Origin of the sequence: Hymenobacter qilianensis (assembly GCF_014638675.1) — a bacterium.
Lineage (GTDB): Bacteria > Bacteroidota > Bacteroidia > Cytophagales > Hymenobacteraceae > Hymenobacter > Hymenobacter qilianensis.
Map to the genome: position 1 here is coordinate 1,380,682 of NZ_BMFN01000001.1, position 25,788 is coordinate 1,406,469.

Genomic DNA, 25,788 nt, shown 5'->3' on the forward strand with positions numbered 1-25,788 from the left:
AGGCAGCGAGGTAGCTTTTCCAGCACTTACTCATCAAGCACATATTAGTTTAAACCCATGAATAAGAACCTGTTGCTCGCTGGCGTGGCCAGTCTCGCCTTATCAATGTCTGCTTGTAGCAGCGAACCTTCTTCCTTCCGCCCCGACAAGCAAGTGTCATTCGACCAGGTAGCGCCCGGCTCCCGTTCGTCCGACAATTTCGACCAAGGCACCGCTTACGAAACCAACCAGGCAAAAGGTGCCGCTATTCCGAAGCCGGTTAGCTCGGCAGTAGAAGGTGTTGACGGCAAGCCAAAGCCATCAGCTGAAGCGAGCATCTCGGCTAACGCCGAGGAAGCTATGCGCACCAACAGAAAAGAGGAAGCTGCCAAAATCAACGCGAAGCCCAGCCAAGCCGATACTATGGCAAATGGTAGCGAGATTCAGCGCTAAATAGTTAAGTAGCTTTCGTTTAATAGCTTAGCAATAGCCGCCATGAGCATAGTGCTCACGGCGGCTATTGCTTTAGTCGCTGGTTTCACTTCCTGTGGGGGGCAAATTTTCTGCTTACAGCAACCCGGCGGAAGGAAAGTCAGTTTAAGACAGCTGTTTTATCTGTAACATTGTTGCAAATATTAGTGCTCAATACTTTCCAGATTTGATTGTCTGGCCAGCAGGCTTCTCCTTCCATACCATTCATGTTACATCCTGCTATTGAGTGGTTTATCAGTTGGTTCGACTCTCCTTATTACCATCTGCTGTACCGTGACCGTAACGAGGAAGAGGCGAAAGCCTTCATAGATGCTTTGCTGACGCATCTGCGGGTTAAGCCACATGCGAGGGTGCTTGATCTGGCGTGTGGTAAAGGTCGGCACTCACTGTATCTGAGCCAGAAAGGCTACGCAGTTACCGGCGTCGATCTGTCGCCGGAGAGCATCACGTATGCGCAGCAATTTGGGCATGAGCGCCTGCACTTTCACGTGCACGATATGCGTAACCCGCTGCCGTTTGGGGAGTTCGATTTCATCTTTAACCTGTTTACCAGCTTTGGCTATTTCGCTCACGAGACGGAAAACATCGTAGCGTTGCGCTTCGCGGCGAATGCCTTGCGGCCGGGGGGCAAAATGGTGATTGACTTCATGAATACGGAGCGCACGCTACGCGAACTGGTACTTGAGGAAGAGAAAACCGTGAGCGGTATCACCTTTCACATCAGCCGCCGTCTCGACGATGGGTTTATCGTCAAAACGATTCGCTTCCAGGATGCGCTGGGGCAAGAGCAGCAATTCGAGGAGCGGGTTCGAGCACTGAGCCTGGAAAATTTTGAGGAATATTTTCAGATGGCGGGTCTGCGTTTGGCCGAAGTGCTAGGCGACTATCAGCTAGGCCCGTACAACGAGGCCCTGAGCCCCCGCATGATCTTTATAGTCAAAAAATAGTGGTGATGAACCGATAACAGGTGAGCTATATCCTGCCTTGCTATTCACTCCATCAGTGCATACCTAATTAACACAGTACCCATGTGGATTGCCGTTCTGCTACTATTTCTAACCGTGTTGGGCGCGGGCCTGCTCACTCGTCTGCTGCCTACGGCCCGCACTACCTGGATGAAGCCTTTGCTAGCGTTTAGTGGCGCCTATCTGTTTACGCTCACCATCACTCATTTGCTGCCCGAAGCCTTGCTACTAGTGCCTAACGATGAGATGCATCGCATCGGCTACTATGTACTGGGGGGCTTTTTTGGACAGCTTTTATTGGAGGTTTTCTCGCATGGCGTCGAGCACGGTCATATTCATCACAATACGGAGCATGATGGGCAAGTACCGTTTCTGCTCTTGTTCTCGCTGGTAATTCACTCTTTTCTGGAGGGCAGCATTCTGGTTAAGCAGCCCGAAGCCACACCCAGCAATGAGAACTTTTATGCTATTCTGGGGGGCGTGGCCTTGCACCACATTCCGGCCGCTTTTGCCCTGATGGCGGCGTTGCTGTTGCGCCTGCACAGCTTCAGGCGGGCGCTGCCGTATCTGGTGCTGTTTGCACTGGCCGCGCCCATCGGTATCGTAGTCAGCAATTATGTGGTGCTGGAGGACCTGATGACGGGCGGCTTATACGCTGCGCTGCTGGGCTTGGTCGCGGGCAATTTTCTGCACGTATCCACTACTATTCTTTTCGAAACAAGCCCTGAGCATCGTCTCAATTGGCCCAAACTCGGCGCTACGCTGGCCGGCCTGCTGTTGGCGCTGGCCATTGACGTTTAGTCTAGAATGGCAACCGCCGCTACAGATCCACCAGCGGACCGGATTTGTTTAGAAAATACTCCAACTGAGCAACGCGGGCACGCTGATGAGCCAGCTCGGCTTGGAGTTCCAACAGACGCTGGCGCATAGCCAATACAACGTCAATTCCTTCCGCGCTCAAGCCTAGCTCATGGTGCAAGCGGGCCAATCGGGCGAGGTCGTCGGGCTCGGCGCGGAGCGTGCCGGGTGCATCCGCCGGATGCAGCAGGCCCAGATCTACAAACTCCTGAAGGTCAGGCTCACTCAGGCCGTAGCGGATGGCGCAGTCGTGAAAGGTAATAGTGATGATGGACGACGTTTCCATAGCAGATAGTAAATAGCGGGTGGCAACGGCAAAGACAAACGGGCGGGCGTTAGGAGGCTTCGCCCCGCAGCTGAGCCAGCTGCCGAAACAGCTCTTTCTCTTTGTCCGTGAGGTGCTGAGGCAAACTCAGATCCAGTCGCAGGTACAAATCGCCGAACTGGCCGGGCTGCTTATACATGGGAAAGCCTTTGCCTCGCAAACGCAGGCGCGTGCCGTTTTGCGTTTCAGGCTTCACATTGATCTTAACCGGCCCCGACAGCGTATCGACCACCTGCTGACCACCGAGCAGGGCGGTATAAATGCTTACCGGCACATCCAGTGTCAGGTCGGCACCAGTGCGGGTGTAGCGAGGGTCGGGGGCTATGCGGAACGTAATGTAGAGCGAGCCGGCCGGCCCGCCGTTGCGGCCGGGCGCACCTTGGTCGCGCAGCCGGATGGTCTGGCCATCTTCTACGCCGGGCTGAATGTTGATGCGCAGCTTTTTGCCATTGACAGTAAGCGTACGTGGGCCGCCTTCGTAAGCCTCGGCCAAGGTCAATTCCAACTCCGCCTGATAGTCCTGGCCGGCGCTGGCTCTTGCAGAATGCCCCCCAGCGCGGCTTTCGCCCCCCATACCGCCAAAAATGGAGCTGAAGAAATCTGAGAAATCGGCGTTGCCAAATGGGTCGCCGCCACCGGCCTGCCCGTAGCCGCCATAGCCACCGGGCTGCCCATACTGCGACCAGTCAAAGCCTCCTCCGCCAGCGCGGCCTGCACCGCCGGTTTGTTGGTACCGCTGCCAGTCGGCGCCTAGCTGGTCGTATTTGCGGCGCTTCTCCTCGTCGCTAAGCACTTCATTGGCTTCATTTATCTCTTTAAACTTGCGCTCGGCCTCCGCATTATTCGGATTCACGTCGGGATGATACTGACGGGCCAGCTTGCGGTAAGCCTTCTTGATCTGGTCGGTGGTAGCCGATTTATCCAGTCCCAGCGATTTATAATAATCCTTGTAGTCCACTTCGTGCGTTGGTGAAGATTGAATGCTGAATGTTAACTGAATAAGTTACTTCGGCTCTTAGATGTCAACTCTCGGGCGCCGGCAATCCGATGTAGCATTCAGCCTACAGCCAGCTGCTTACTTTTTCAGCGGATCGTGGCCCCAGTTCATCAGCGAATAGCGCCAGCGCGAGTGCTCCACATCTTTTTCGGGCCCTTGAGCCAGGTGCCGGCTAATGTACGAGTGAACCTTATGCATGTGGGCTTCATCGGCCTCCGTCAGGTCCGCTTTTTTCTTGTTCAGGATCTCAATAATACGCTCGCCCGACTTGTGCCCGACGCTGGTGCCGTCGCCGCTGTCCTGGCCCACCGAGTTGGATTCATCCGTGGCAAGCCATTTTTTTAACTCAGTTGCGGTCATATTCACTTGGGCCTTAAAATCGGCGTAAATATTGTTTGATGCTTTATCCGCTGCCATATGAATCACTGATTTAGAGGATGAAAGAAGGTGCCGCTGATGTGGCGATTTTTCTTTTCTAACGCGCAGGGCTTAAGGCAGGTTGCTGGCTTGTATAGGTGCATGCCCAGCCGTTGTATTCTGAATTTGCTAGGCTTATTTCTCCCACTCTTCATCCCACTTCTCCCATGAGATTACGCAGTATCGCGCTCTTAGTATTTGCCTTAACCACCAGCGCTGTGGCCGCCTCGGCCCAAACAAAAATGCCCCCCCGCAAGGCCGCAACTCCTCGTCCGAAGCCTGTAGCGCCCGGCGTGGCTACTATGAAAGATGGCGTAATGATGAAGGAGGGAAAAGTAATGGTGACCCAAATGGGCCGCACTACGCCCCTTACCCAGGAAATGAGCCTTATTAATGGTACTAAAATAACGCCGACCGGCACGATAACGACGCCCGCGGGCGTCAGCACTCAGCTAACGGAAGGTGATGTGGTTTCGCTGAGCGGCCGTATTACCACGAGCGCTCAAAAGGCCGCGCAAGACAGCCTGCTTCTGGTTAAGAAGGAGAACCTGAAGAATAAAGGCAAGAAGAAGAAAAGCTAACCTGCACTAGTACTAAACAGCCGGGCGGCTCCGACCAGTAGGTTTGGGCCGCCCGGCTGCGTTTTAGGTCTGGGTGTAATCCTGCAAAATCAGGGTAGCCTCGGCATCGTCGCGGGCTTCTACTACCTCGTCCATCACGTACTGGATTTCAACATCGGTCCAGGCCTGGGCTTCGGCGGCTTTCACGAACGCGGCCAGCGCTACAAAACGACTTGCTGCAGCAGGTATAGTCCAGCGCACTTTTTTGCGAATTCTCATGCGAGACAAATAGAAAAATTCAGGTAAAAAAGCCCCCCGCTTAGCGCGAGGGAGCAGCCTTTACCACCTTCACCTTAACTGGAACCACCCCAGCATCAATCAGATCAATTTTACGGGCGGCTTTGCGCGACAAGTCAATAATGCGGCCTTTCACGTGCGGGCCCCGGTCCGTCACGGTTACTTTCACTGAGCGGTTATTACGTGTGTTGGTCACGCGTACCACCGTACCGAAAGGGAGCGTGTTGTGGGCGGCCGTCATCTTATTGGGCCGATATACGGAGCCGCTGGCCGTTTTGCGTCCATTGAACTTGTTGGCGTAATACGAGCCCTGCCCGCTCTGCGTGAACGTATTGGCGCCACCGGCGCATGCGCTCAGCAGCCACGGCAAGCTCAGCAGCCAGCAAAAACGACGAAATGAAATGTGAGGCATAAGCAAATATAAATGACACCAAGCTGGGCCGAATCCTACTCCGCCTTTTCGGGAATTCGCATGGCAAGCAGCATGGCAAAGTTGCCCTGAAATACGTTGAAATCGACCGGGCCGCGAATACCTGGTACGTGCGATTCGTCGCTATGCTGCCAGATAATCCATTTGTCGCGGGGCAGGAGGGGCTTTTCCACTTCGTAGTGCGCCAGCCACAACGGGTATTGATCGAAGTGACCAGCTAAGTGGCGCTTGTAGAAGTTGTAGTTGGTGTACAGAATGGGACGCACGCCATAGTGACGTTCGATCAGGCGCAGCCAGGTGGCTACGTTGCGCCGCATTACGGCCACGTCGTGAAACTTAGGGTCTTCCACATCGAGTACGGGGGGCAAATCGCCGGCGGTCAGGGGCACATTGCGCACAAAAAGATCAGCCTGCTGGGCACCGTCGTAGTTGGGCTGAAAGTAGTGGTAGGCTCCGCGGTAAATGCCTACCGCCCGCGCCTCGCGCCAGTTGCGCTGGAAACGGGAGTCGCGCAGCGTAACGCCTTCTGTCGCTTTAATAAATGCGAAACGCACCTGGTGCTCTGCTACTTCCGGCCAATCGATGCGACCCTGATACGACGATACATCAATGCCGTGCACCGTGTAGCCGGTCAGCAGCGGCGTTTTCTCGCGGCCCGTCAGCTGATGCGCCGTATACTTGGCATAAGTCAGGCGCGCATAGCGGTTGATCTGCCGCCAGTACCGCCCATAAAAAGCCAGCGCCGCCAGCAGCAACCCCACGCCGATCAGCAAGAGCAAACGCCGCCGGGGGGCAGCAGAGCGGCGGGGAGCAATAGGGCGTCGTCGGGGTCGGTTCATCAGCGTGGCCATCGCAAAGGTAACGCACATACGTCCCTTGCTCGTACCTAAGCTAGTGGTTCGGGCGCAAAAAAGCCCCCCAATTACTGTTTGCTTATCAATGACTGCTTTTCCCGACCTTTCGCTTCTTAACGCTCCGCCCCATGACCACTTCTAGCCTTTCCGACGCCCGCGACGAATCGGGCCACCTCATCCGTGAGCTGCACGGCATCACCCTGGCCCAGATTCTGGAATACCTGGTGGCGCATTATGGCTGGCTGGGGCTGGATGAGCGCATTCATATTAATTGCTTCGCCGTCGATCCCAGCATCAAGTCAAGCCTCGTATTTCTGCGCCGCACGCCCTGGGCCCGCGCCAAAGTGGAAGAGCTTTATATAAAAACCCGCAGCAAGGAGGTTTTGAGCAAGAAAAACGAGACCAAGTAAGCTCGGGGGGCAAATAGGTATCTAGCACTTAAAAGCAAAAATGGCTGACGTTTCGCAAAAATCGGGTTCTAAGTCGCTGCTGATTGGCTTCGCGTGCTTTGTGGTGTTCGAGGCCGTGACGTACTACGTTTTGCGCTTTGCCACCTCGGGGCTGGGCATGAGCGACCAGTATCAGCCCGAGAATACCATTGTCAGCAATTGGGTGAAAACCGTCGTGTTCTTGCTGTTGCACCTGCTGGTGATAGTGGTCGCGGTGCTCGTGCTCAGCAACCAACTGCCGCGCCGGTATCGGGGGCAGGTAATGGGCTGGTTTTATCTGGCGCTTGTCACTGGCTTTTTGCTGCTGATACCGCTTTTCGATTAATACAAAAAAAGCCACTGCGACTAAGCAGTGGCTTCAGTGAAAAGGTGTCGGTCGGTCCCGACGTTATGAGCAACTAAGCGGAGCCTAGCGCAATTTGATATCGATTTCGCGGCGGCGGCTGGCCGAATCCTGGAACGGAATGCGGATGCGCAACTCGTTGGCCTCATGCACGGCGTCGATGCGGTCGAGGTCTAGGTTGGCGGGCAGATCCAGGGTTTGCGCAAACAGTGGAGCGCTCATCTGGTCGTCCTCTTCGTGGCGGTAGTCGCAGTACACAGTCAGACGGTTGTTGTCGAGCAACACGTGGAAGTTCTCGGGGCGCACCGACGGCGCCGCTACCCGCACTACCACACCCTTCGCCACCTTATCGACGCGCAGCTGCGCCTGGGCCGTGCCACCGCCCAACGTGTTGAGTAGGTTAAGCTGGGGGGCAATATTGCGAATGAATTCTTGGCTTATCAACTTCATGGTCAGGTCCTTTTCTTGATTGTGATGGACTTATTTCAAACGATGTACCAACCTCTATCATGCGCCACTAGCGCCGAATACCGGCCAGATTGACGCCTTAAAACCCATCTGAAACATATTTAAACGGCCATAGTGGCAGGTGGAATAATTGAAATCAAGCACAACTTTGGGTGCCTCCCAACCATGGCTTGCGTCGCCGCCGTATAGAATACTTTGTCGCACCGCACCTGTTAGACTATATGCAGCTCCAAACGTTTAATACGACGCGCACCGCCCGCTACTATTGTGTGGGCGAACCCGGCCCGACGATTCGTCACGTCTGGTTTTGCCTGCACGGCGAAGGCCAATCCGTTGCTGATTTTGCCGCTCAGCTCAGCAACCTCGTGACGCCCGAGCGCCTCCTGATTCTGCCCGAAGCCCTGTCGCGCTACACCTTGCCGCCCGCTCCCGATGGTACACTGAGCACGGGCGCTACATGGTTTGCCGCCTCCGACCTGTTGCCCGACCTCGCCGACCTCACCAATTACCTCGACTCTTTGGCCGAAACAATTCTGGCTGCCTGCCCCCCCGATACCACCGTTACGGTGCTGGGCTATGGGCACGGTGCGGCGGCCGCCTGTCGCTGGCTGGCCAGCAACCGAATCAACTATGAACGCCTGATTCTGTACGCCGCCATCTTCCCGCCCGAAATTGACCGCCGCGCCACTCTCGTCGGCCTACCCGACCGGCCGGTGAACGTGGTAGCTACCACCGTGGATATGTACACGCCTGAAGCCGCCGGCGAAGGCCTCGTACAGGATTTGCTTGATGTGGGTCTCACGGCGCAGCTTAGCTACGTGGCAGAAGATGGCCTCACGCTGGCAGCTTTGGGCGCCGGCGCCGAATCCCTAAACTACGAGTCTAACCCCAATCCTACGGAATAAAAAAGTCCCCTGAAGTACTCAGGGGGCTTTTTTCGTGAAACATAATAACTGCAAAGGGCCGGTTTTTAAGGCTTCCTCTTTCCAGCGTTACGGCTATCGTTCGAGTCGCCATAGGAGCTGCCATCGCCCTGACCTTGCTGCATGCTGTACTGATTGCCGTTTGATTGCTTTTGCCCTTCGCCCGACTGCACGGATATGTCGCTGGCTTGCTGGCCCATACGCTCCGACATCTGACCGCTGCCGATACTTTGCCCCCCGCGAATATCAATCTGGTGACGCATGGTTTTCTGGGTGTCTTTGGGCACCATCACACGCAGCACACCATCCTCAAACGAGGCCTCAATCTGATCGGGGCTTACCGCGTCAGGTAGCTGGAATGACCGCTGAAACGAACCATAGGAGCTTTCCACAAGATGGTAGCGCCGGTCGTTCTGCTCATTCTTAAACTGCCGCTCGCCTGAAATAGTCAGGCGGCCCTGCTGAAAATCAACTTTAATGTCTTCGCGCTTCATACCCGGTAGCGCGGCTTCAATCTGATAGCCACGCTCCGTTTCGTAAGCATCTACCTGGGGAGAGAAGCTGGATAGCCGCCCCCGGGAAGCTACAGTGTCGTTGAAAAACCGGTCGAGCATGGCACTAAAAGGCGACTGGCTCATTCCGGAAAACGAATCCTGATATTGCTGAATAGCCATGGCGATAACAAAGCTTAAGAGGTTAAACCATTGTTTTAATCACGGACTTTTTACAGCACTTTTGACCGCTAGGTTTCACTAAAATATGCCTTTTTAAGCTCGTCAGGGCGTTTTTCAGTAGTATTTCTATCACCTCTGTGTGTTCTCACCAGTGGCCGTAAAACTACGCAGTCCAGTAGGCTACTCATTGCCCCGCGGCATGTCGAGAAAGGTGCCCATCTCAGCATCTCACAATACCTACAGCGTATCGTCGCTTTGTTCTAGCAGCTCCATCTGCCACCGTATTTGCTCCAGCTTAATCAGGTAAGGAATTCCGTTCCGAATGGTCTGATACAAAGCCTCAAACAGCTGCATATAGTCGCCTTTTGGGGCTGGATAAGAATGGGTAGAAAATTGGCCATCGGCGCTGGCTAACGTAAGAATTCCCTCTTGGCCGGGCGCTTCTAGGCCGTAGGCGGCATCTTGGGGGGCAATTCCTTGCTGCAGTTGGTTTTCTTGCACATCGGTGCGGGCCTTGCTGAAGCTGCCTTGCGCGCCATGGAGCACAAAAGAAGCTTGCGGCTGCGCTACCAGCAGGCTACTAGTCAGAAATACCTGCAAGCCATCGGGGTAGTGAAGGTGAAAACAGAAGTAATCCGGTACCTGCGAGCCAGGACGGAACATGCCGGTAGTTTTGCGGCTGAAAGTGGGCTTGCCAAACAAACTGATGGCTTGATCCAGCAGGTGCGGACCCAGATCGTACACAAGCCCACTGCCCGGAATAGGGGTTTCCTTAAACGCTTTCGTGTTAAGAGCCGTCTTGTAGCGGTCGAAGCGGAAGTGGACTTCTATGAGCTGCCCAAGCTGTCCACTGTCAATTACCTGCTTCACGCTCTGAAAATCACTGTCCCAACGCCGGTTTTGGTAGGCGAATACGTGCCGGTTCATGAGCTGGCCAAACTCCTCCAACTCCTTTACTTCGGCCGAAGAAGTAACCAACGGCTTCTCAATCAGCACGTGCTTGCCAGCTTCCAATGCCTGTCGGGCCAGATCGAAGTGCGTGTTGCTGGGCGTATTCACTACTATAAGCTCAATTTCGGAGTCCGCGAGCAGGGCTTCCACACTATCGTAGCTAATCAGGTTCGGATAATCCTGCTGCGCCTGCTTCTGGTGGCGCTCCGTCACGGCGCGTAGTACAAATCCGGGATGAGCAGCTAAAAACGGCGCATGAAAAACCTTGCCCGACATGCCATATGCCAGCAAGCCGGTTTGAATAGGGTTAGTTGTCGTCATCGTAGTGAGATAGTAAGCATGGGCAGGCCTCATAGTTAGTCGATAGCAACGACAAATGGTCCATCATAGGCTAACCTATAATGAAGAAATACGAGTGATAACCGTAATAATTATTGAAAATAAATCTTGCATGAATGCAAAAAATTATATAGCTTATTATCTATCTTGTAGACAACATGTTAAAAATCCGGGCGTGCATAGCTCGGTGGCCGTTGTTGGCAGAATGTTTGTGAAAAACAGTTATAAAGCGCTATACCAGACAAGATTCGTTTCTCTAGGCTGCCGCTGAAACACACAGGCCGGCCGGTGAAAGAAAATCAAAGTAGAGAGTTGGATTTATAAGAAAAATACAGTTGAGCATCAGCCCTGTATTTTAACCGCAAAGAAAGTTTAGTCACGCTGCCCTTCACACTTTCTAATTCTGGTGCTCACGAGCTAATACTCACCTACGGTTATTGGCTGCCGCGATGCATTTCCAATCTGTTTTTTCTGCTTCAAATACGCTGAGCGACCTCTCAGAGTACACATACTGCTAGTCAGGCTTGGGCCACCCGCCCGTCAAACCGTGCCTTTCCAGCGGCCGAGAGAATCTATTTCCCACCCTCTTTTTCTCTAGTTGTGTCTTTCGATCTAGAAACAGGTGCCTCTGATGCCAGTTCGCCCAGCGAATGGCCTCTTCCTTACCCCGTAGCCAGCCAGCCGGTGGTAAATACCGCGCCGCTGATTGAGGCCGCGCCCACACGCATTTACGATAAGCTCATTCTGCCCGGCGACTTCCCCGACCCTACGGTTACCAAAATCGGTGATACATATTGGGCCAGCGCTACTTCCGCCGAGTGGGGGCCAATTTTCCCCCTGCTAAAGTCTACGAACCTCGTTGATTGGGAAGTGGTGAGCTATGTGTTTCCGGATAAGCTGCCCGAGTGGGCCGACTCCAACTTCTGGGCCCCGGAAATCAGCCACGAAAACGGCAAAACCTACATCTGCTACACTGCCCGCAAAAAAGGGAAAGGCAGACGTGGTCAGCTATGCGTAGCCATTGCCAGCGCCGACGATCCGGCCGGCCCCTACACCGACCACGGCCCGCTTATAGGTCAGCGCAAAGGCTCCATCGATGGCTTCCCGCTGCGCGATGAGAATGGCGTGCTCTATATGGTGTGGAAAGAGGATGGCAACGCCTACAAAAAGGACACTCCCATTTGGGCGCAGCGCATGAACGAAAGTCGTACGGCGCTGATAGGCAAAAAAGTTGAGCTGTTCCGCAACGATACGCCGTGGGAAGGCTGTCTGGTAGAAGGCTCTGCCATCGTGCGTCAGGGCGAATACTTTTATATGTTTTATGCGGGGAATGGCTGCTGCGGCAAGTGCTGCACCTATGCTACGGGAGTGGCCCGCGCCAAAAAGCTGCTTGGGCCTTGGGAAAAATGCCCCCAGAACCCCATTCTGAAGAAAAATAAAACCTGGAAATGCCCCGGCCACGGCACCGTGACGGAGTATGAAGGCCGCTGGTTTCTGCTGCACCATGCTTACTACACCGACAGCCACGAGTTTGTGGGTCGTCAGGGGCTGCTGAGCGAGTTCACCTGGAACGCCGAGGGCTGGCCTGAGTTTGTGAACAACAGCCCCCAGGCCGAACCCTTGCGCGATTTGCGCGTGCTGAATGTGAATGACGATTTTCCCGGCAATCGCCTGGCAGCAGCCTGGCAGTGGCCAGTGAACGAGCAGCCTGGCGTGGGTGTCAGCGACGGTCAACTGCTGCTAACTGCTCGCCCCACGGGCATCGGAGCGGTGGTAGCGCAACGCACGTTCACGGCAACGTACAAAGCAGCCACTACCCTTGATTATGGTGCTTTGGCACCAAATACCTACGCTGGACTGGCGGCTATCGGCGACCCGCACAATGCCTTGGCGCTGGTAGCTGGCAATGGCCATTTGCAACTGTGGCACATGAAGGGCAGTAAGCATTTGACCCTAACGGAGGTAAAGCTGGAAGATTGTAAGATGCTCTGTTTGCGCCTGGAGGCCTGGGGCGGCAGCCGCTTCCGCTTCGCCTTCAGCACCGATGGCGGCACCGCCTGGCAGCCCGTCGTGCTGGATAGCTTTGCCCTGAACGGCACCTATCTGCCCCCGTGGGATCGGGGCGTACGGGTGGGGCTATTGGCTCAGGGGCCCGAAACCTCCACCGTGGCCTTTGATAATTTCGCCCTGCGCAACTGCCGCTAAAAAGTAGCTTTATTATAGTTGTATCATTATCATTCCGTTATCATAAAAAAGCCCCCCAGACTAGTCTGGGGGCTTTTTTATGATAACGGAACCGGCGCGAAAGCTAAAGCGATAATGCCGGCGTACAGCTGCCCGCCAGATGAAATGGACGGGAGGCGGTTTTGGACTAGGAGTTATTTCCTGCCTGTTTTCGATGTTATTAATAACTACGTTTAAAGCAAAAAACCAAACCGCCGCCCTTGCCAATGCTAACCATTCGTCGCGCCACCACTACTGATCTGCCCGGTATTCTGCTGCTAATCAGCCGTGTGGTACCGCTGATGCACGCCGCCGGCAATTATCAGTGGGAAGCATCATACCCCAACGAAGCGGTGTTTCGGCAGGATATCGAACGCCAACACTTGTGGGTAGCCGAGCTGGGGGGCAAAATTGCGGGCGTCGCGGCTCTCACCACCGATCAGGACCCGGAATACGCCCAAGCCGATTGGGATGCTTCGCTGCCCGCACTCGTAACGCACCGCCTGGCCGTCGATCCGGCCGCGCAAGGCCAGGGCGTGGCCGCTGCTCTGCTTCAGCAGGCCGAGCACTTAGCCCTAGAGCAGCAACTGCCCGTGCTGCGCGTCGATACCAACTCGGAGAACCAAGCCACCCAACAGCTTTTCCCCAAATTAGGCTACCGATTCGCCGGCGAAATCACGCTGGCGTTCAGGCCTGGCCTGCGCTTTTTCTGTTACGAAAAGCAGCTAGCGTAAGCATCTTCAAAGAAGTATCTCACCGGATTTTCAGGGCAATTTCAACTGGCAGCAACGGAAGCTACTGCCGTTGCGCCCGCGTGTCCAGATGGTTTTGACTGCCTCAACCGCATCCGGTCAGAGAGCCTATCTCAGCGGCTTTTCACGCCAGCCAGAATCTTTGCAGCTATTTGGCTTCCCTCTGTGAGCAAGACGTCTGAAAATTATATAAACTCTATTCATTTATATTATCCCATTATTTTATTGTTACGAATTTAAGCCTATTATATTTTATTAATAGCTAAGTTCTATTTCAATTGTACTTTTGTCACTGGGTTGCACAAGGTTGCGCAACTGGAACTTAGTCGAATGCTTTTCTCTTGCCAGAATATGCCCAAATTTCTACACAGTCCATTTCGCTTTTTGTTGCTGTTTTCGTGTCTGGCTTTTCAATCGGCTCCTGCCGGTCAGCAAGCTGCCAGCCTCACCGCAACTAATCCCCAAGAATCCTTCGACTCCGGAACGAAGACGGATTATACTGCCGGAACAGTATCCTTAGCTACCGGCACCTGGACGCTGACCGATGCCGTGCTGGGCAATACCGAGGCCGACCGTAAGAATGGCGCGCAGTCCGTGCGTTTGCAGCAAAACGGGAAGCTCACCATGGAGTTCTTTGTACCCAATGGCGCCACCACCGTAACCGTACAGCACGCCATTTACGGTAGCGATGCCAGCAGCAGCTGGGAGCTTTGGGCGCAGGCCCAATCGTGCAACTGCAACAAGTGGACGAAAGTGGGCAATACGGTATTTACTACCAGCAGCACACTCCAGGCCACTGCTTTCACCGTCAATATTGCCGGTAACGTCAAGTTTGAGATTCGCAAGACGTCGGGCGGGCCAAGCCGCCTGAACATCGACGACTTTGCCGTAACCGACTTTGGCACTGTTCAGCCCTCCATCGACAACGACCACCTCGCTTTGGGCAACCCCAGCGGTGCCGTCACCGACGTTAGCTATCCTGGTAATTATCTGATGGTGAAGCCTCAGTATAAACTGAGCTACAACCGAGATCAGGGCAAAGCCAACTGGGTAAGCTGGCACCTGGATGCTTCTGACCGCGGCGGTATCGACCGGCAGGACGACTTTCGCGAGGATCTCACGTTGCCCGAGGGCTGGTATAAGGTACTTGGTACAAGCTACCAGTCTTCTGGCTTCGATCGGGGCCACCTATGCCCATCTGCTGACCGCACCTCCAGCATTGAGAACAACTCGGCTACTTTCCTGATGACTAACATGATGCCTCAGGCACCCCAGAACAATCAGGGGCCCTGGGCTGACTTGGAAAATTACGCCCGCACCTTCTTGCCGGGTAATGAGGTGTACATCGTCTGCGGGAGCTACGGCGTGGGCGGAACAGGTAGTAATGGCGGGTTAACCAATACCATTGATAATGGCCGCATTACGGTACCTAAAAGAACCTGGAAAGTGATTGTGATTTTGCCTGTGGGCGATAACGATGTAGCTCGTGTCACGACTACCACCCGCGTCATTGCTGTGGATATGCCCAATATCAATACCCTCGATCAGAACTGGGGCACACACCGGACCACTGTCGATGCCATCGAGACGGCCACCGGCTATGACCTGCTCTCAGCTCTGCCTGTAGAGGTGCAGACCGCCCTCGAATCGAAGGTTGACGCCGGTCCTGTTAACTAATTCCAACTTCCTGGATCTTTTCAAAACGACATAATCGTCTATATGACAAGTTTTTACAAAAACGCTTGGAAGCTTGGGCAGTTGCCGGCTTTTCTGGTTTGCCTGTTTCTCTTCAGCACGCAGCAAAGCTGGGGACAGACGCCCGCTCAATTAGCCACTGGAACTTATACTCAGACATTTGACGAGATAGGAAGTGGTGCAGCGGTAACCGTGCCTACGGGTTTTCTTTTCTCAAGCGAAGCTGCTCCCACCTACACAAGTGCCAGTAACTATAAGGTTACTACAGCCGCCGCTAACGGCACAAATTTCACTGCTGGTGGCACCTATAATTTCGGTGCTGCGGCTGTTTCCACGGACCGTGCAATTGGTTTCCTATCCAGTGGCTCCGTCCTTCCTCCCCGCCATATTCTGCTCGCAATCCAGAATACAACAGGTGCCGTAATTCAGGATTTAAACGTCCAGTTTTTATTTGAAAAGTACCGCACAAACACACGAGGCTACGAATGGAAGTTCTTTACTAGTACCGACGGAAGCTCATGGACGGCACGGACGGATGGTGATCAGGCCTTTGCAGGCGGAGTAAACACCTACCACTATCCTCCTGTTTCGGTGTCCAAGTCAGCCCCGTTACTTGGTGTCAATATCGCGCCAAATGCTACTTATTATCTGCGGTGGACCTACCAAAGCTCAGAGGGAACCCTGATCACAAATGCTCAGGGTATTGGTATAGATGATGTTACGATAACGGCAACGTTAGAAGGTGGTACCCCACCTACCCCGGCAGCCAGCATCACTACTGCAGCTTCTGCTTTCAATAGCCCTTATTGCATTACGGCTTCTAACGGAAGCACTCCCTTCAATGTAGCCTATACCAGCAGCGTCACCTTCACGGGCGCGTTCAAAGTGCAGCTGTCAAATGCTTCGGGTGAATTCCCGACTAACCTGACTGATAACATTATCGGTAACGGCACTAGCTCCCCAATTGCGGCAGCTATCCCGGCTGGTACGCCAAGCGGCACTAAGTATCGTGTGCGGGTTGTAAACGATGCGCCCGCTACGTATGGCTCCAACAACGGCTCTGACCTGGTCGTAAGCTTAACCTCCGACAGCAACCCGGTGACCGTGACGCCGGCCAATGCTCAGACGGTAATTGCTACCGGGACAGGAGATGCCCTCACCGCTAGTGCTGCCGCTACTTCTACCTTCACTTGGCTTTATGGCACTAGTGCAGCCGGGCCGTATACTTCGGCTATCGGCGGGGCTACTTCGGCTACTTACACCATTCGGGGGGCAGATTTTCCTGGTGTAGGCACTTACTATCTGGTTGCGAAAGCAACTGTCACTACCGACTGCGGCACGGCTACGGGCCTGAGTGCGCCCATTACAGTAACTGTATCGGCGCCTCCTACTACTCCTGCCTTGCTCGTATCAGCTTCCACCCTTTCCGATTTTGGTAGTCTGGCCGTAGGGGCCGGAACCGGGCTGAAGAGCTTTATGGTGGAAGGCAATAATTTAAAAGGAGGTATCATCATCACGCCGCCGGCTGGTTTTGAAATCCGGACTGGCAACAACCCATTCGCCTGCTGCACTATCGAGCTGCAGCCGGCCGGCGGCAATGTGCCTAGCACTACCATTGACGTTCGCTTTGCTCCAACTGCTCCCCAGTCGTATAGCGAATCGATTCCGGTGCAGAGCGCCGGCTTGCCCGATCAGTCGGTAGCAGTTACCGGCACAGGCGTCAATCCTGTTTATCCGGCTGCGCTAAGCACTGCGGCCATCACCGGGCTAACCCCGACCAGCGCCAACACCGGTGGTACCGTAGCAGCCGATGGCGGCAGCGCGGTAACAGCGCGTGGCATTGTGTGGGCTAAAACTGCTAATCCGACTATCTCAGTTACTACCAAAACGGTTGATGGCACCGGTACGGGTACTTTCGCTAGTGCTATAACTGGCTTAGTGCCAGGCACAGCTTACTTCGTGCGTGCTTATGCCACCAATGGTGTAAGCACTTCTTATGGTGAGGAGATTTCCTTTACTACCGTAATGGTGCCGCTGGCCGCCGAGCCAACCACTCAGGCTACGCTCACAGCCAGCCAAGTAGCCAGCACCTCGCTCCAATTGAACCTAAAAGGCGGAGATGGCAAAAAGCGCCTCGTGGTAGCCCGCCGCGGCAGCGCCGTAGATGCTGTGCCCACTGATGCTACCACGTACACTGCGGATGCAGAGTTCGGTAAAGGTAGCGTGCTAGGTGTAGGCAACTTTGTGGTGTACAACGGCACCGGCGACAACGTGACCGTAACGGGGCTCCGCGCCAATGCTACTTATCATTTTTCGGTCTTCGCCTTCAATGATAACGATACGCCCTACGCCGAAAACTACATGGTAACTTCTCCAGGTACTTTAGTTCAGGCAACTTCAGCTGCTCCTGCTGCTCTGCTGCTGGAAGAAAACTTCGACTACGCAGCTGGCTCTCTGCTAACGGCTAATGGCTGGGCAGCACACAGCGGCGCGGGTACTAACTCAATTGCCGTTACGTCAACCGATGGCCTGACTTACTCCGGCTACAGCGCCAGCAGTGGCAAAGCAGCCGCTACCGTTGGTAATGGCGAAGATGTTAACCTGAAGTTTAAAGAGCCTGTGTACGCCGGTACGCCGGTATATACTTCTTTGCTGGTAAACGTTGCGAGTGTGGGTGCTGACTATTTTTTCCATCTTGGACCCGCAGCAATAGGCTCTACTTTCAAGGCACGCGTATTTACACGGGCTGGTTCTACGTCGGGTACAGTACAGTTTGGTATCACTGGCAACGGTGGAATCGTTACTTATACGACCGCGAATTATCCGTTGAATGCTACCCATTTATTGGTAGTCAAATACGACTATGATGAGGTCAGCAGTACGACTAAGTTGTTCGTCAATCCGGCAGCCGACGCAGAGCCTGTTACGGCAAGTGCTGAAGTGGCCGAATTAGGTGGTTCGCCTGCTAATATTGGCGCAGTGGCAATTCGTCAAGCTACCAGCCTTCCGAAACTGACAATCGATGGTATTCGGGTGGGAAATAGTTACCGGGTAGTGCGTACGGGCCTTATTTGCCTAGAGCCGGTGCCCGCCTTTACGGCGACTACGGCTTGTGTAGGCTCCGCAACTGCCTTCACGGACGCTTCTAAAGTCATTGAATCCAACGCTACGTATGCTTGGGATGTAGAGAGTGATGGCAAAGTGGATTATACAAACGTTGGCAACATCAGCCACACGTACGCTGCCGCCGGCACCTACACAGCTACACTGGTTATTACGCAGGGCGCTTGCTCTGCTACCTACACCCAGAAAGTAACGGTGCGTGAGTTGCCAACCGCAACCTTAAGCGGCACTGCTACCGTTTGTGCCGGCACTTCTACTTCGTTGAGCGTTGCTCTCACGGGCACGGGCCCTTGGAACCTGACGTACACGGACGGCACCACGCCGGTCGCGGTTACGGGCATCACCAACTCTCCTTATGTGGTTTCAGTTAGTCCTGCTGCTACTTCCACCTATTCCTTGCTGGCAGTATCGGACGCCAACTGCGCGGGTGCTGCCTTCACGGGCACAGCCGTTGTGACGGTTAATCCGCTGCCCGTACCAACCATTACTGCTACACCTTCCAATGACGTGTACACGGGCGGCGTTGCCACCAACCTCTACCTCGGCTACGGCTCACAGAGCCTGACCCTGACGGCTGCTGGTGGCACTAAGTATAGCTGGAGCGGCCCGGCTGGCCTCAGCAAAAGCGATATTGCTAACCCCGTATTCACTGCAAGCAAGCCCGGTACTTTCGTCTACACCGTGACGGTCACGAACCAGTTTGGCTGCGTTGCTACCAAGGCCGTGACTATAAAAGTGGTTGATGTGCGTGGTGGTAAGAAAAACGCACAAATTCTGCTCTGCCACAACGGCGTCAGCACCTGGGAAGATGTGGATGCTGTGAAGGGCCACCTTGTAATGCACAATGAGCAGCTCGGTAGTTGCGCTGGTAATACGCTTACTGCTTCGGCCGCAGCCTCTGCGGTAGCTACCGAATATGCCGCTACGGCCCATGTGTTTGAAGCGTATCCTAACCCCTTCACAGAGCGTGCTACCCTGCGCTTCCGCGCCGCCGAAACCGGGAAAGCGCAGCTGCTGGTCTACAATTCGGTAGGCAAGCTGGTCGCTACTATCTATGATGGCGTAGCAGAAGGCGGCCGCACCTATGAGTTCGCGGTAGAAGGCGCCGCCTTGGCCGAGGGCGTGTACACCTGCCGCCTGACTACCAACGGAAAAGTAGAAACCAAACGCCTGGTGCTGGTCAAGTGACCTGCTCCGCGCATAATGGCGCAATATTTTGTTGCTATGAAAAAAGCCCCTCAGAGTCTGTCTGGGGGGCTTTTTTGTGCCGCATTTATTTCTTCTGAAAATTTCTGCAACTAATTACGAATTGTTCGTATAATTACGAAAGTTTCGTAATAATCATTTATGGAAAGACTGACCCAACCCGAAGAGGAGGCCATGCAGGTGCTGTGGCAGCTCAATGGCGGCTTCACCAAGGACGTGCTGGATTTGCTGCCCACGCCTAAGCCGCCTTACACTACACTGGCCTCCACCATCCGCAACCTGGAGCGCAAGGGCTATCTGCGCAGTGAGAAGCTGGGCAACTCCTACCGATTTGCCCCCCAGATTGCCGCCGAAGAATATCGTAAGCGGTTTATGAGCGCCTTTGTGAGCGAGTACTTCAAAAACTCCTACAAGGAAGTCGTGTCCTTCTTTGCCAAGGATCAGAAGATTAGCGCCGAGGAGCTGAAGGAGATTATCGGCATGATTGAGAACGGCCAGCGCAAGGACTAATGACGGCGCTGCTTTTGTATCTGCTGAAGGCAAATGGGGCGCTGTTGCTGTTCGCGGGCCTGTATTATGTGGGGTTGCGGCGGCTCACGTTTTATACCCTGAACCGGGCGTACCTGCTGTTTGCGCTCCTCTTTTCGGCTTTGTATTCAGCCCTGGATGTAGGGCCATATTTGCCCCCCACGAACGCCTAAGCGGTTCGTTGCTTACTATTATTCCCAATTGGTCGGGTACTTTGGCTGCACCAGCAACGCCTGTACTCGGCTGGGCGGATGCTTTGGTTGTCCTCTACTGGACGGGCGTAGCGCTAATGAGTTTGCGCCTGCTGGGAAGGCTGATCTCGCTTTACCGTTTGCACCGAACGGCCGGGCCGAAAATGGTGAAAGGCGTGCTGGTGCGGTGCCTGCCGGGGGCCAATAGCCCGTTTTCCTTTGGGCCATTTATATACTTAAACCCTGAACAGTACCCTGCCGCGGAGCTGCCCGCCATTCTGCACCACGAGCAGGTGCACGTGCGTCAGTGGCACACGTTGGATGTTTTGCTGGCGCAGCTAGGACAGGTGTTGGGCTGGTTTAATCCGGCAGCGTGGTGTCTGGGGAGGGCCATGCAGGAAAACCTGGAATTTCTGACAGATGACGCGGTACTCCGCGCCGGCGTGGTGGCTCCGAAAGAATATCAATACAGCTTGCTCCGTCTCAGCGGCTTGGCATCGGGTGCCTCGCTGGCCAATCATTTCACGCTTCTCACCCTCAAAAACCGAATTGCCATGATGAACAAACCCTCTTCTGCCCGTGCGCATTTGGCGCAATACGCACTCGTGCTGCCGCTTGCCGCCGCGCTGTTTGCCTTCACTACTTTACGCGCCGGGCAACCTGTTTCCTCCAACTCAGCAACCGTGAAAGTCGGTGGTGTGAAGTATTATCTGGATGGGCAGCCCACTGTGCAGTCTGCGGTGGAAAAGCTGAATACGACACCAGATGCCATTGCCAACGTGCAGGTATTGAAGGGTGAAGCGGCCCAGGCGCTGACCAAAGCTGCCGCAAGCGGCGTGGTGGCGGTGACTACTAAAGGCAATGAGCGCCTGCCTGCCGTGGAGATGTTGAATGCTAAAATTATCAAGCTGCTGCCGGAGGCCGATACCAAACCTGAGGAGAAAGTGGTGCCCATCAGCAACCTGCACCCAGATGCGCTGGCTTATATCACGCAGCATTTCCCGGGTCATCGACTAGTTGAGCTGCTGGAGGTAAAAGAAAGCGGCGCAAGCGAGGTGCGCTACAAAGCCGTGATTGCCATGGGCCGCCGTCCTAAGTATGTGGTGTTCGACACGCAGGGCAAGGCGCTAGGAAGCTTTGACGCGACGGGCAAGCCGCTGACCGAATAGAGTATTGTAGCAGAAGAAACTCACCAGAACATAAAATTCATTTATCTCATCCTCATTTATTTCTCATTATGACAAACGGAAAGAAAAAACTCGTGAGCCGTATAGCCAAGTGCTTGTTCATTAGTTCATTAGTTGTTGCCGTAAACGTAAGTGCCGCTGCCCCCGCTGCCTATGCCACCGTCCCAACTACCGTGGTACAGAATGCAGTAGGCTTACCCGATGGTGTGTTGTATTATGTAGATGGCCAGAAAGTGAGCAAGGAAGTGGCTGAAAAGATGAATCCTGCTAGCATCGCTATGGTGAACGTCCTCAAGGGCGCTACTCTCCGCCAGATAGTGGGCAATGTACCCGAGACGCAGGTTATCTTGATTACGACCAAGGGCAACGAAAACGCGGCTCTGGTGGTGGAACTGAATAAAAAGCTGAACCGTAGCGTAGACCTTACCAATAAGCTGCTGCTCGTGGATGGCCAGCAGGTGACGCTGACAGAAATGGAGCGCCTGCTGCCTAGCCAACTTCAGCAAGTAACGGTGTTGTCGGCGGACGATGCTGTGAAGGCTTACGGCGAAAAAGGCAAAAACGGCTCGGTGTCAATAACGACTAAGTAGCTGCTTTGGCAAACCCCGGCACTCGCCTGCCGCGTAAACGGTGGTACTACTTACCCGCCTGCCATGCCGCTCCACCGCCTTTTATTCGATAAGCTCAACAAGATTTATGAGCCGTCCGCCACGATTGATGATGTGTTTAAAGGCCACGATATCACCTTCGTGACCAACGAAAACGGCGAGCCCGTTACGCTGTTCATCGGCAAGCGCCGCCCCGATGGCGTAATCATCGGTGAGCGGTACAAGCGCACCATCAAGCGGGCACCCGGTGATGCTCAGACAGCAGCAAGCCATTGGGACCTGAAGGGTAAATCACACATGTAAAAAGCCCCCCAGATACTTTCTGGGGGGCTTTTTATTGCCTTTCAAAGCTCAAGGCGGTCATGCAGAGCGGTAACGAAGCATCTCGCTCGCGGTAGTGGGATTACTAACCTCTCATCAGGACGCGAGATGCTTCGTTACCGCTCTGCATGACCGCCTTTTAAAAGAAATTATTATCCTTCCCAGGTGCCGAATTTGCCCGCGCGGTAATCCTGGTAGGCTTGCTGAATCTCGGCATCGGTGTTCATCACGAAGGGGCCGGCAGCTACAATGGGCTCCTGAAACGGAGCGGCATGACCTAGCAGCACCACGGCATCGGTGAGGGCTTCGATGTGCAGGTCGTCGCCATCGTAGTTGAACTCCAGCAGGCGGCGCGCTTCGGTTTGCTCGCCGTTCACGCGCACTTGGCCCCGGATGGTGTAAAAGAAAATGGTGCGCTCAGCGGGAATAGTCAGCGCCAATTTGCTCCCCGCCTTCATTTCCACAGTGGCCAGCTGAATATCGGTGAGGGGTTGCATGGCGCCGGCCGTGCCCAGCCAGTTGCCCGAAACAGCATTAATGACCACCCGGCCTTCATCTTGCTTTATTTCCGGGATGTCGGCTTTTTGCAGACCAGTGTACTGGGGTTCGGTCATTTTGTGCTTGGCCGGCAGATTTACCCACAGCTGCAAAATCTCTAGGTCGCCGCCGGTGCGCTTGAAGGCGGGCGACGATATTTCGGCGTGAATAAGGCCGCTGCCAGCCGTCATCCACTGAATACCGCCAGCCTCAATCACACTTTCGTGGCCACCGGAATCTTGGTGCATAATGTCGCCGGCCAGAATAAACGTCACCGTCTCGAAGCCGCGGTGGGGGTGTGGGCCGAAAGGTAAGCCGCGGTTGTTGGGCCGATATACCTGCGGGCCGTGGTGGTTCAGAAACAGAAAAGGATCGAGATGATCGACCGACTGCGTGGGCAGAGCCCGATAGGTAATCAAGTCGGCGATAGGGGCGCTAACGGCTTGGTGCTGTTGCTTGATGGTGCGCATAAGCTGGGGGGTAAATATCAGGTAGAAGGGCCGGCAACAGAGCGTCGGCGGCTTTTGTGGAGGAATACCATTTGGCTGGTCAGATAGTTTTTGACGGGTTGCCTGATGGGCTGCTGGCTATAGATTACGCTAACGGTGTTAATTTGTAAAGCGCTGAAGCGCCATGCCCGCATGATTTGCCTGCTACCAGCAGGTGCAGCCAGCAGCAGGCAAGGGAGTCTTTCAGCGGCTTTTTACCTCCATTCTTTTCTACTCGCCTCTATGAAAAACCATTATACCCTAACGCTGAGTCTGGCTGCGGGTTTACTGCTGGCCGGCTGCGCTACCAGCACGCCGCCAGCTACTACCGCTGCTACTGCTACACCTGCGCCAGTTGCCGAAGCTAATATCAAGGGAGTAGGCATTGATGTTGCTGACCTTGACCGCTCCGTTGATCCTTGTGAGGATTTCTTCCAATTTTCGGGCGGTACGTGGCTCAAGAATAACCCCATTCCGGCCTACGCTTCCAGCTGGGGACCGCGCAACCTGCTCGGCGACCGTACCCAAGCCCTGCTGCGCCAGCTCTTGGAAGAAGCCGCTGCCAACACCAGCGCCGAAAAGGGCAGCAATGCTCAGAAAGTGGGCGACTATTACGCCTCCGGCATGGATTCGATGGCCATTGAAAAGGCCGGTACCGCTGCCCTAAAGCCTGAATTGGCCCGCATTGCCGCTACCAAAGACCTTAAGAGTCTGCCTACTACGGTGGCCTATCAGCACCAACTGGGTACAGGGGCCTTTTTCCGGGCCGGTGTGTCGCCCGACCGCAAGAATAGCACGGTGTACGCCGTCAACCTGAACCAGGGCGGCTTGAGCATGCCCGACCGCGACTATTACCTCAAGGATGATGCGCGCTCCAAGGCTGTGCGGGATGCCTTCGTCACGTACATGACCAATACGTTTCAGCTTATGGGCGACCCGGCTGCAACGGCCTCTAAGAAAGCAGCAGCCATTCTGCGCCTGGAAACTCGACTCGCCAAAGCTTCCAAAACCCGCGTGGAACTGCGTGACCCTAACGCCAACTATAATAAGATGACGGTGGCGGCCTTCCACCAGCAGTTTCCGGCCATTGGCCTGCCTACTATTCTGGCCCAAAACAAGCTCGGTGCCGCCAAGGAAGTTATTGTCGGGCAGCCGCAGTTTTTTCAGGAGCTGAACGCCGTACTGAAAACCGAGCCGCTCGCTGACCTCAAAACCTATCTGCAATGGCAACTGGTTAGCTCCGTGACGTCGGCGTTGCCCAAGGCGTACAGCGACGAAGCTTTCCGGTTTGCGCAGGTACAGAGCGGCGCCAAGCAGCAGCCGGTACGCTGGAAGCGCATGCTGGCCGCCACCGATAACACGCTGGGGGAGGCCTTTGGCCAACTCTACGTAGATAAAGCCTTCTCGCCCGAAGCCAAGCAAAAGGCCCTAGATATGGTGGCCAATGTGAAGGAATCGATGGCAGAGCACATACAGAGCAACACCTGGATGAGCGCGGCCACCAAGGCTGAAGCCCTGAAAAAGCTCAACGCGCTGCGCGTCAAAATCGGCTACCCCGACAAGTGGAAGGACTATTCGGCCCTGACCATCTCGCGCGACTCGTACCTGCAAAACGTGCTGAACGCCCGCAAGTGGAACTATCAGCAGAACGTGCAGAAGTACGGGCAGCCCATCGACCGCAACGAGTGGGGCATGACGCCGCCCACCATCAATGCTTACTACAACCCGCCGATGAATGAAATCGTGTTTCCGGCCGGTTACCTCCAACCTCCCTTCTTCGACCCTAACGCTGACGACGCGGTGAACTATGGTGCCATCGGAGGTGTGATGGGCCACGAAATCACGCACGGCTTCGACGACCAGGGTCGGCAGTACGACTCCCAGGGTAATTTGCGCGACTGGTGGACGAAAGAGGACGCCGAGAATTTCACGAAGCGCGCCGCTATCGTAGGCCAACAGTACGATGCCTTCTCGCCCCTCGACTCGGTATATGTAAACGGCAAGCTGACGATGGGCGAAAATCTGGCTGACTTCGCGGGTCTCACCATTGTGTACGCCGCTTTGCAAAAGCAATTGCAGAAAAAGTACGGCAACGGTCCGCGCCCCAAAATCGACGGGTTCACGCCGGAGCAGCGCTTTTTCCTTTCGTGGGCCCAGCTGCGCCGCACCAACATCCGGCCCGAAGCCCTGCGTCAGCAGGTGCTCACCGATCCGCACTCGCCGGGCCAGTACCGCACCATCGGCCCGCTCATGAATATGCCCCAATTCTACGAGGCGTTCGGCTGCAAGGAAGGCCAGAAAATGGTTCGCGCCGAAGCTGACCGGGCCAAGATCTGGTAGCGTTTTCTGTGAATTATTGACAAAAAAGCCCCCCAGCATACTGTTGGGGGGCTTTTATGCCTTCTATAAATAGGTGGTTATGCAGAGCGGCGCGACGCATTTTCTGGCCTTCTTTGCAGCCGAACGCTTCGTTGAGTTACCATTGCAACATCAGCACGCGAGATGCTTCGCGCCGCTCTGCATGACGTGCTTTAGAAACAACTGCATTAGGAAGACTTCGCATTGCTCTGCGTAGGTGATTCTGCGGACGAGCTTCAGAGTCATGACG

27 protein-coding genes are annotated in these 25,788 nt (G+C 54.7%); 17 read left to right on the forward strand and 10 right to left on the reverse strand.

Going from position 1 to position 25,788, the window contains the following annotated elements:
• Positions 1 to 57 precede the first annotated feature (57 nt).
• The 3 genes from IEW06_RS05930 (at position 58) to IEW06_RS05940 (ending at position 2,237) form a co-directional block, all read left to right on the forward strand.
• Positions 58 to 432 (forward strand): hypothetical protein, encoded by a 375-nt coding sequence (locus tag IEW06_RS05930; protein ID WP_187733483.1) that lies wholly within the window; start codon positions 58 to 60, stop codon positions 430 to 432.
• A gap of 245 nt (positions 433 to 677) precedes the next feature.
• A complete protein-coding gene (locus tag IEW06_RS05935) occupies positions 678 to 1,418 on the forward strand; it encodes a class I SAM-dependent methyltransferase (protein WP_187733482.1) in 741 nt (246 codons plus the stop codon).
• Between the two features lie 81 nt (positions 1,419 to 1,499).
• Positions 1,500 to 2,237, forward strand: coding sequence for a ZIP family metal transporter (locus IEW06_RS05940; RefSeq protein ID WP_187733481.1), 738 nt, complete (start codon positions 1,500 to 1,502; stop codon positions 2,235 to 2,237).
• 19 nt (positions 2,238 to 2,256) lie between these two features.
• Here the strand turns inward: IEW06_RS05940 and IEW06_RS05945 are convergent, their stop codons facing one another.
• The 3 genes from IEW06_RS05945 to IEW06_RS05955 all read right to left on the reverse strand — a co-directional run bounded on the left by IEW06_RS05945 (position 2,257) and on the right by IEW06_RS05955 (position 4,033).
• Positions 2,257 to 2,580, reverse strand: a complete 324-nt coding sequence (locus tag IEW06_RS05945) for a chaperone modulator CbpM (protein ID WP_187733480.1) — start codon at positions 2,578 to 2,580, stop codon at positions 2,257 to 2,259.
• Positions 2,581 to 2,629: 49 nt separating this feature from the next.
• Positions 2,630 to 3,577 (reverse strand): DnaJ C-terminal domain-containing protein, encoded by a 948-nt coding sequence (locus tag IEW06_RS05950; RefSeq protein WP_188547685.1) that lies wholly within the window; start codon positions 3,575 to 3,577, stop codon positions 2,630 to 2,632.
• A gap of 117 nt (positions 3,578 to 3,694) precedes the next feature.
• On the reverse strand, positions 3,695 to 4,033 hold the full coding sequence (locus IEW06_RS05955; protein ID WP_187733479.1) for a DUF3140 domain-containing protein: 339 nt from the start codon (positions 4,031 to 4,033) through the stop codon (positions 3,695 to 3,697).
• Positions 4,034 to 4,200: 167 nt separating this feature from the next.
• On the opposite strand from IEW06_RS05955, the gene IEW06_RS05960 reads away from it, so the two are divergent.
• Entirely contained in the window at positions 4,201 to 4,614 is a 414-nt protein-coding gene (locus tag IEW06_RS05960; protein WP_188547687.1) for a DUF6799 domain-containing protein, read from the forward strand.
• Between the two features lie 63 nt (positions 4,615 to 4,677).
• On the opposite strand, the gene IEW06_RS05965 is transcribed toward IEW06_RS05960, so the two are convergent.
• The 3 genes from IEW06_RS05965 to IEW06_RS05975 are packed head-to-tail and all read right to left on the reverse strand — an operon-like array spanning position 4,678 to position 6,189.
• The gene (locus tag IEW06_RS05965) at positions 4,678 to 4,872 is read right to left on the reverse strand and encodes a hypothetical protein (protein ID WP_187733477.1); all 195 of its coding nucleotides are present in this window, start codon (positions 4,870 to 4,872) and stop codon (positions 4,678 to 4,680) included.
• Positions 4,873 to 4,912: 40 nt separating this feature from the next.
• Positions 4,913 to 5,302 (reverse strand): septal ring lytic transglycosylase RlpA family protein, encoded by a 390-nt coding sequence (locus IEW06_RS05970; RefSeq protein ID WP_187733476.1) that lies wholly within the window; start codon positions 5,300 to 5,302, stop codon positions 4,913 to 4,915.
• A gap of 35 nt (positions 5,303 to 5,337) precedes the next feature.
• Complete coding sequence (locus IEW06_RS05975) at positions 5,338 to 6,189, reverse strand: glycoside hydrolase family 25 protein (RefSeq protein ID WP_187733475.1); 852 nt, start codon at positions 6,187 to 6,189, stop codon at positions 5,338 to 5,340.
• Between the two features lie 113 nt (positions 6,190 to 6,302).
• On the opposite strand from IEW06_RS05975, the gene IEW06_RS05980 reads away from it, so the two are divergent.
• Both IEW06_RS05980 and IEW06_RS05985 read left to right on the forward strand, forming a co-directional pair.
• On the forward strand, positions 6,303 to 6,584 hold the full coding sequence (locus IEW06_RS05980; protein ID WP_187733474.1) for a VF530 family protein: 282 nt from the start codon (positions 6,303 to 6,305) through the stop codon (positions 6,582 to 6,584).
• Positions 6,585 to 6,624: 40 nt separating this feature from the next.
• A complete protein-coding gene (locus tag IEW06_RS05985) occupies positions 6,625 to 6,948 on the forward strand; it encodes a hypothetical protein (RefSeq protein WP_187733473.1) in 324 nt (107 codons plus the stop codon).
• An 84-nt stretch (positions 6,949 to 7,032) separates the two neighbouring features.
• On the opposite strand, the gene IEW06_RS05990 is transcribed toward IEW06_RS05985, so the two are convergent.
• A complete protein-coding gene (locus tag IEW06_RS05990; RefSeq protein ID WP_187733472.1) occupies positions 7,033 to 7,416 on the reverse strand; it encodes an Hsp20/alpha crystallin family protein in 384 nt (127 codons plus the stop codon).
• Positions 7,417 to 7,655: 239 nt separating this feature from the next.
• Here IEW06_RS05990 and IEW06_RS05995 point away from each other — a divergent pair, with 239 nt between their 5' ends.
• Positions 7,656 to 8,339: an alpha/beta hydrolase gene (locus tag IEW06_RS05995; protein WP_188547689.1), complete on the forward strand. Its 684-nt coding sequence runs from the start codon at positions 7,656 to 7,658 to the stop codon at positions 8,337 to 8,339.
• Between the two features lie 65 nt (positions 8,340 to 8,404).
• On the opposite strand, the gene IEW06_RS06000 is transcribed toward IEW06_RS05995, so the two are convergent.
• Positions 8,405 to 9,031, reverse strand: a complete 627-nt coding sequence (locus IEW06_RS06000; protein ID WP_188547691.1) for an Hsp20/alpha crystallin family protein — start codon at positions 9,029 to 9,031, stop codon at positions 8,405 to 8,407.
• A 237-nt stretch (positions 9,032 to 9,268) separates the two neighbouring features.
• The gene (locus IEW06_RS06005) at positions 9,269 to 10,336 is read right to left on the reverse strand and encodes a Gfo/Idh/MocA family oxidoreductase (protein ID WP_229743055.1); all 1,068 of its coding nucleotides are present in this window, start codon (positions 10,334 to 10,336) and stop codon (positions 9,269 to 9,271) included.
• 585 nt (positions 10,337 to 10,921) lie between these two features.
• Between IEW06_RS06005 and IEW06_RS06010 the strand changes: the two genes are divergently transcribed.
• The 9 genes from IEW06_RS06010 to IEW06_RS06050 all read left to right on the forward strand — a co-directional run bounded on the left by IEW06_RS06010 (position 10,922) and on the right by IEW06_RS06050 (position 22,137).
• A complete protein-coding gene (locus tag IEW06_RS06010; RefSeq protein WP_223284772.1) occupies positions 10,922 to 12,526 on the forward strand; it encodes a family 43 glycosylhydrolase in 1,605 nt (534 codons plus the stop codon).
• Positions 12,527 to 12,771: 245 nt separating this feature from the next.
• Positions 12,772 to 13,278, forward strand: coding sequence for a GNAT family N-acetyltransferase (locus tag IEW06_RS06015; protein WP_187733467.1), 507 nt, complete (start codon positions 12,772 to 12,774; stop codon positions 13,276 to 13,278).
• Between the two features lie 369 nt (positions 13,279 to 13,647).
• Positions 13,648 to 14,973 (forward strand): DNA/RNA non-specific endonuclease, encoded by a 1,326-nt coding sequence (locus IEW06_RS06020; RefSeq protein ID WP_223284771.1) that lies wholly within the window; start codon positions 13,648 to 13,650, stop codon positions 14,971 to 14,973.
• Positions 14,974 to 15,015: 42 nt separating this feature from the next.
• Positions 15,016 to 19,302: a T9SS type A sorting domain-containing protein gene (locus tag IEW06_RS06025; protein ID WP_187733466.1), complete on the forward strand. Its 4,287-nt coding sequence runs from the start codon at positions 15,016 to 15,018 to the stop codon at positions 19,300 to 19,302.
• A gap of 159 nt (positions 19,303 to 19,461) precedes the next feature.
• Positions 19,462 to 19,830 carry a BlaI/MecI/CopY family transcriptional regulator gene (locus tag IEW06_RS06030; protein ID WP_187733465.1) on the forward strand — a complete coding sequence of 123 codons (369 nt, stop codon included), beginning with the start codon at positions 19,462 to 19,464 and terminating at the stop codon, positions 19,828 to 19,830.
• Positions 19,830 to 20,021, forward strand: coding sequence for a hypothetical protein (locus IEW06_RS06035; RefSeq protein WP_187733464.1), 192 nt, complete (start codon positions 19,830 to 19,832; stop codon positions 20,019 to 20,021). Before IEW06_RS06030 ends, IEW06_RS06035 begins: the two co-directional genes overlap by 1 nt.
• Before the next feature lie 8 nt (positions 20,022 to 20,029).
• The gene (locus IEW06_RS06040) at positions 20,030 to 21,208 is read left to right on the forward strand and encodes a M56 family metallopeptidase (protein ID WP_187733463.1); all 1,179 of its coding nucleotides are present in this window, start codon (positions 20,030 to 20,032) and stop codon (positions 21,206 to 21,208) included.
• 68 nt (positions 21,209 to 21,276) lie between these two features.
• Positions 21,277 to 21,816, forward strand: a complete 540-nt coding sequence (locus IEW06_RS06045; RefSeq protein ID WP_188547693.1) for a hypothetical protein — start codon at positions 21,277 to 21,279, stop codon at positions 21,814 to 21,816.
• Positions 21,817 to 21,879: 63 nt separating this feature from the next.
• Positions 21,880 to 22,137 carry a hypothetical protein gene (locus IEW06_RS06050; RefSeq protein ID WP_187733461.1) on the forward strand — a complete coding sequence of 86 codons (258 nt, stop codon included), beginning with the start codon at positions 21,880 to 21,882 and terminating at the stop codon, positions 22,135 to 22,137.
• 170 nt (positions 22,138 to 22,307) lie between these two features.
• Here IEW06_RS06050 and IEW06_RS06055 read toward each other — a convergent pair whose 3' ends face one another.
• Positions 22,308 to 23,162, reverse strand: coding sequence for a pirin family protein (locus tag IEW06_RS06055; protein ID WP_187733460.1), 855 nt, complete (start codon positions 23,160 to 23,162; stop codon positions 22,308 to 22,310).
• A gap of 261 nt (positions 23,163 to 23,423) precedes the next feature.
• Here IEW06_RS06055 and IEW06_RS06060 point away from each other — a divergent pair, with 261 nt between their 5' ends.
• A complete protein-coding gene (locus tag IEW06_RS06060) occupies positions 23,424 to 25,520 on the forward strand; it encodes a M13 family metallopeptidase (protein WP_187733459.1) in 2,097 nt (698 codons plus the stop codon).
• The last annotated feature ends 268 nt before the right edge of the window (positions 25,521 to 25,788 follow it).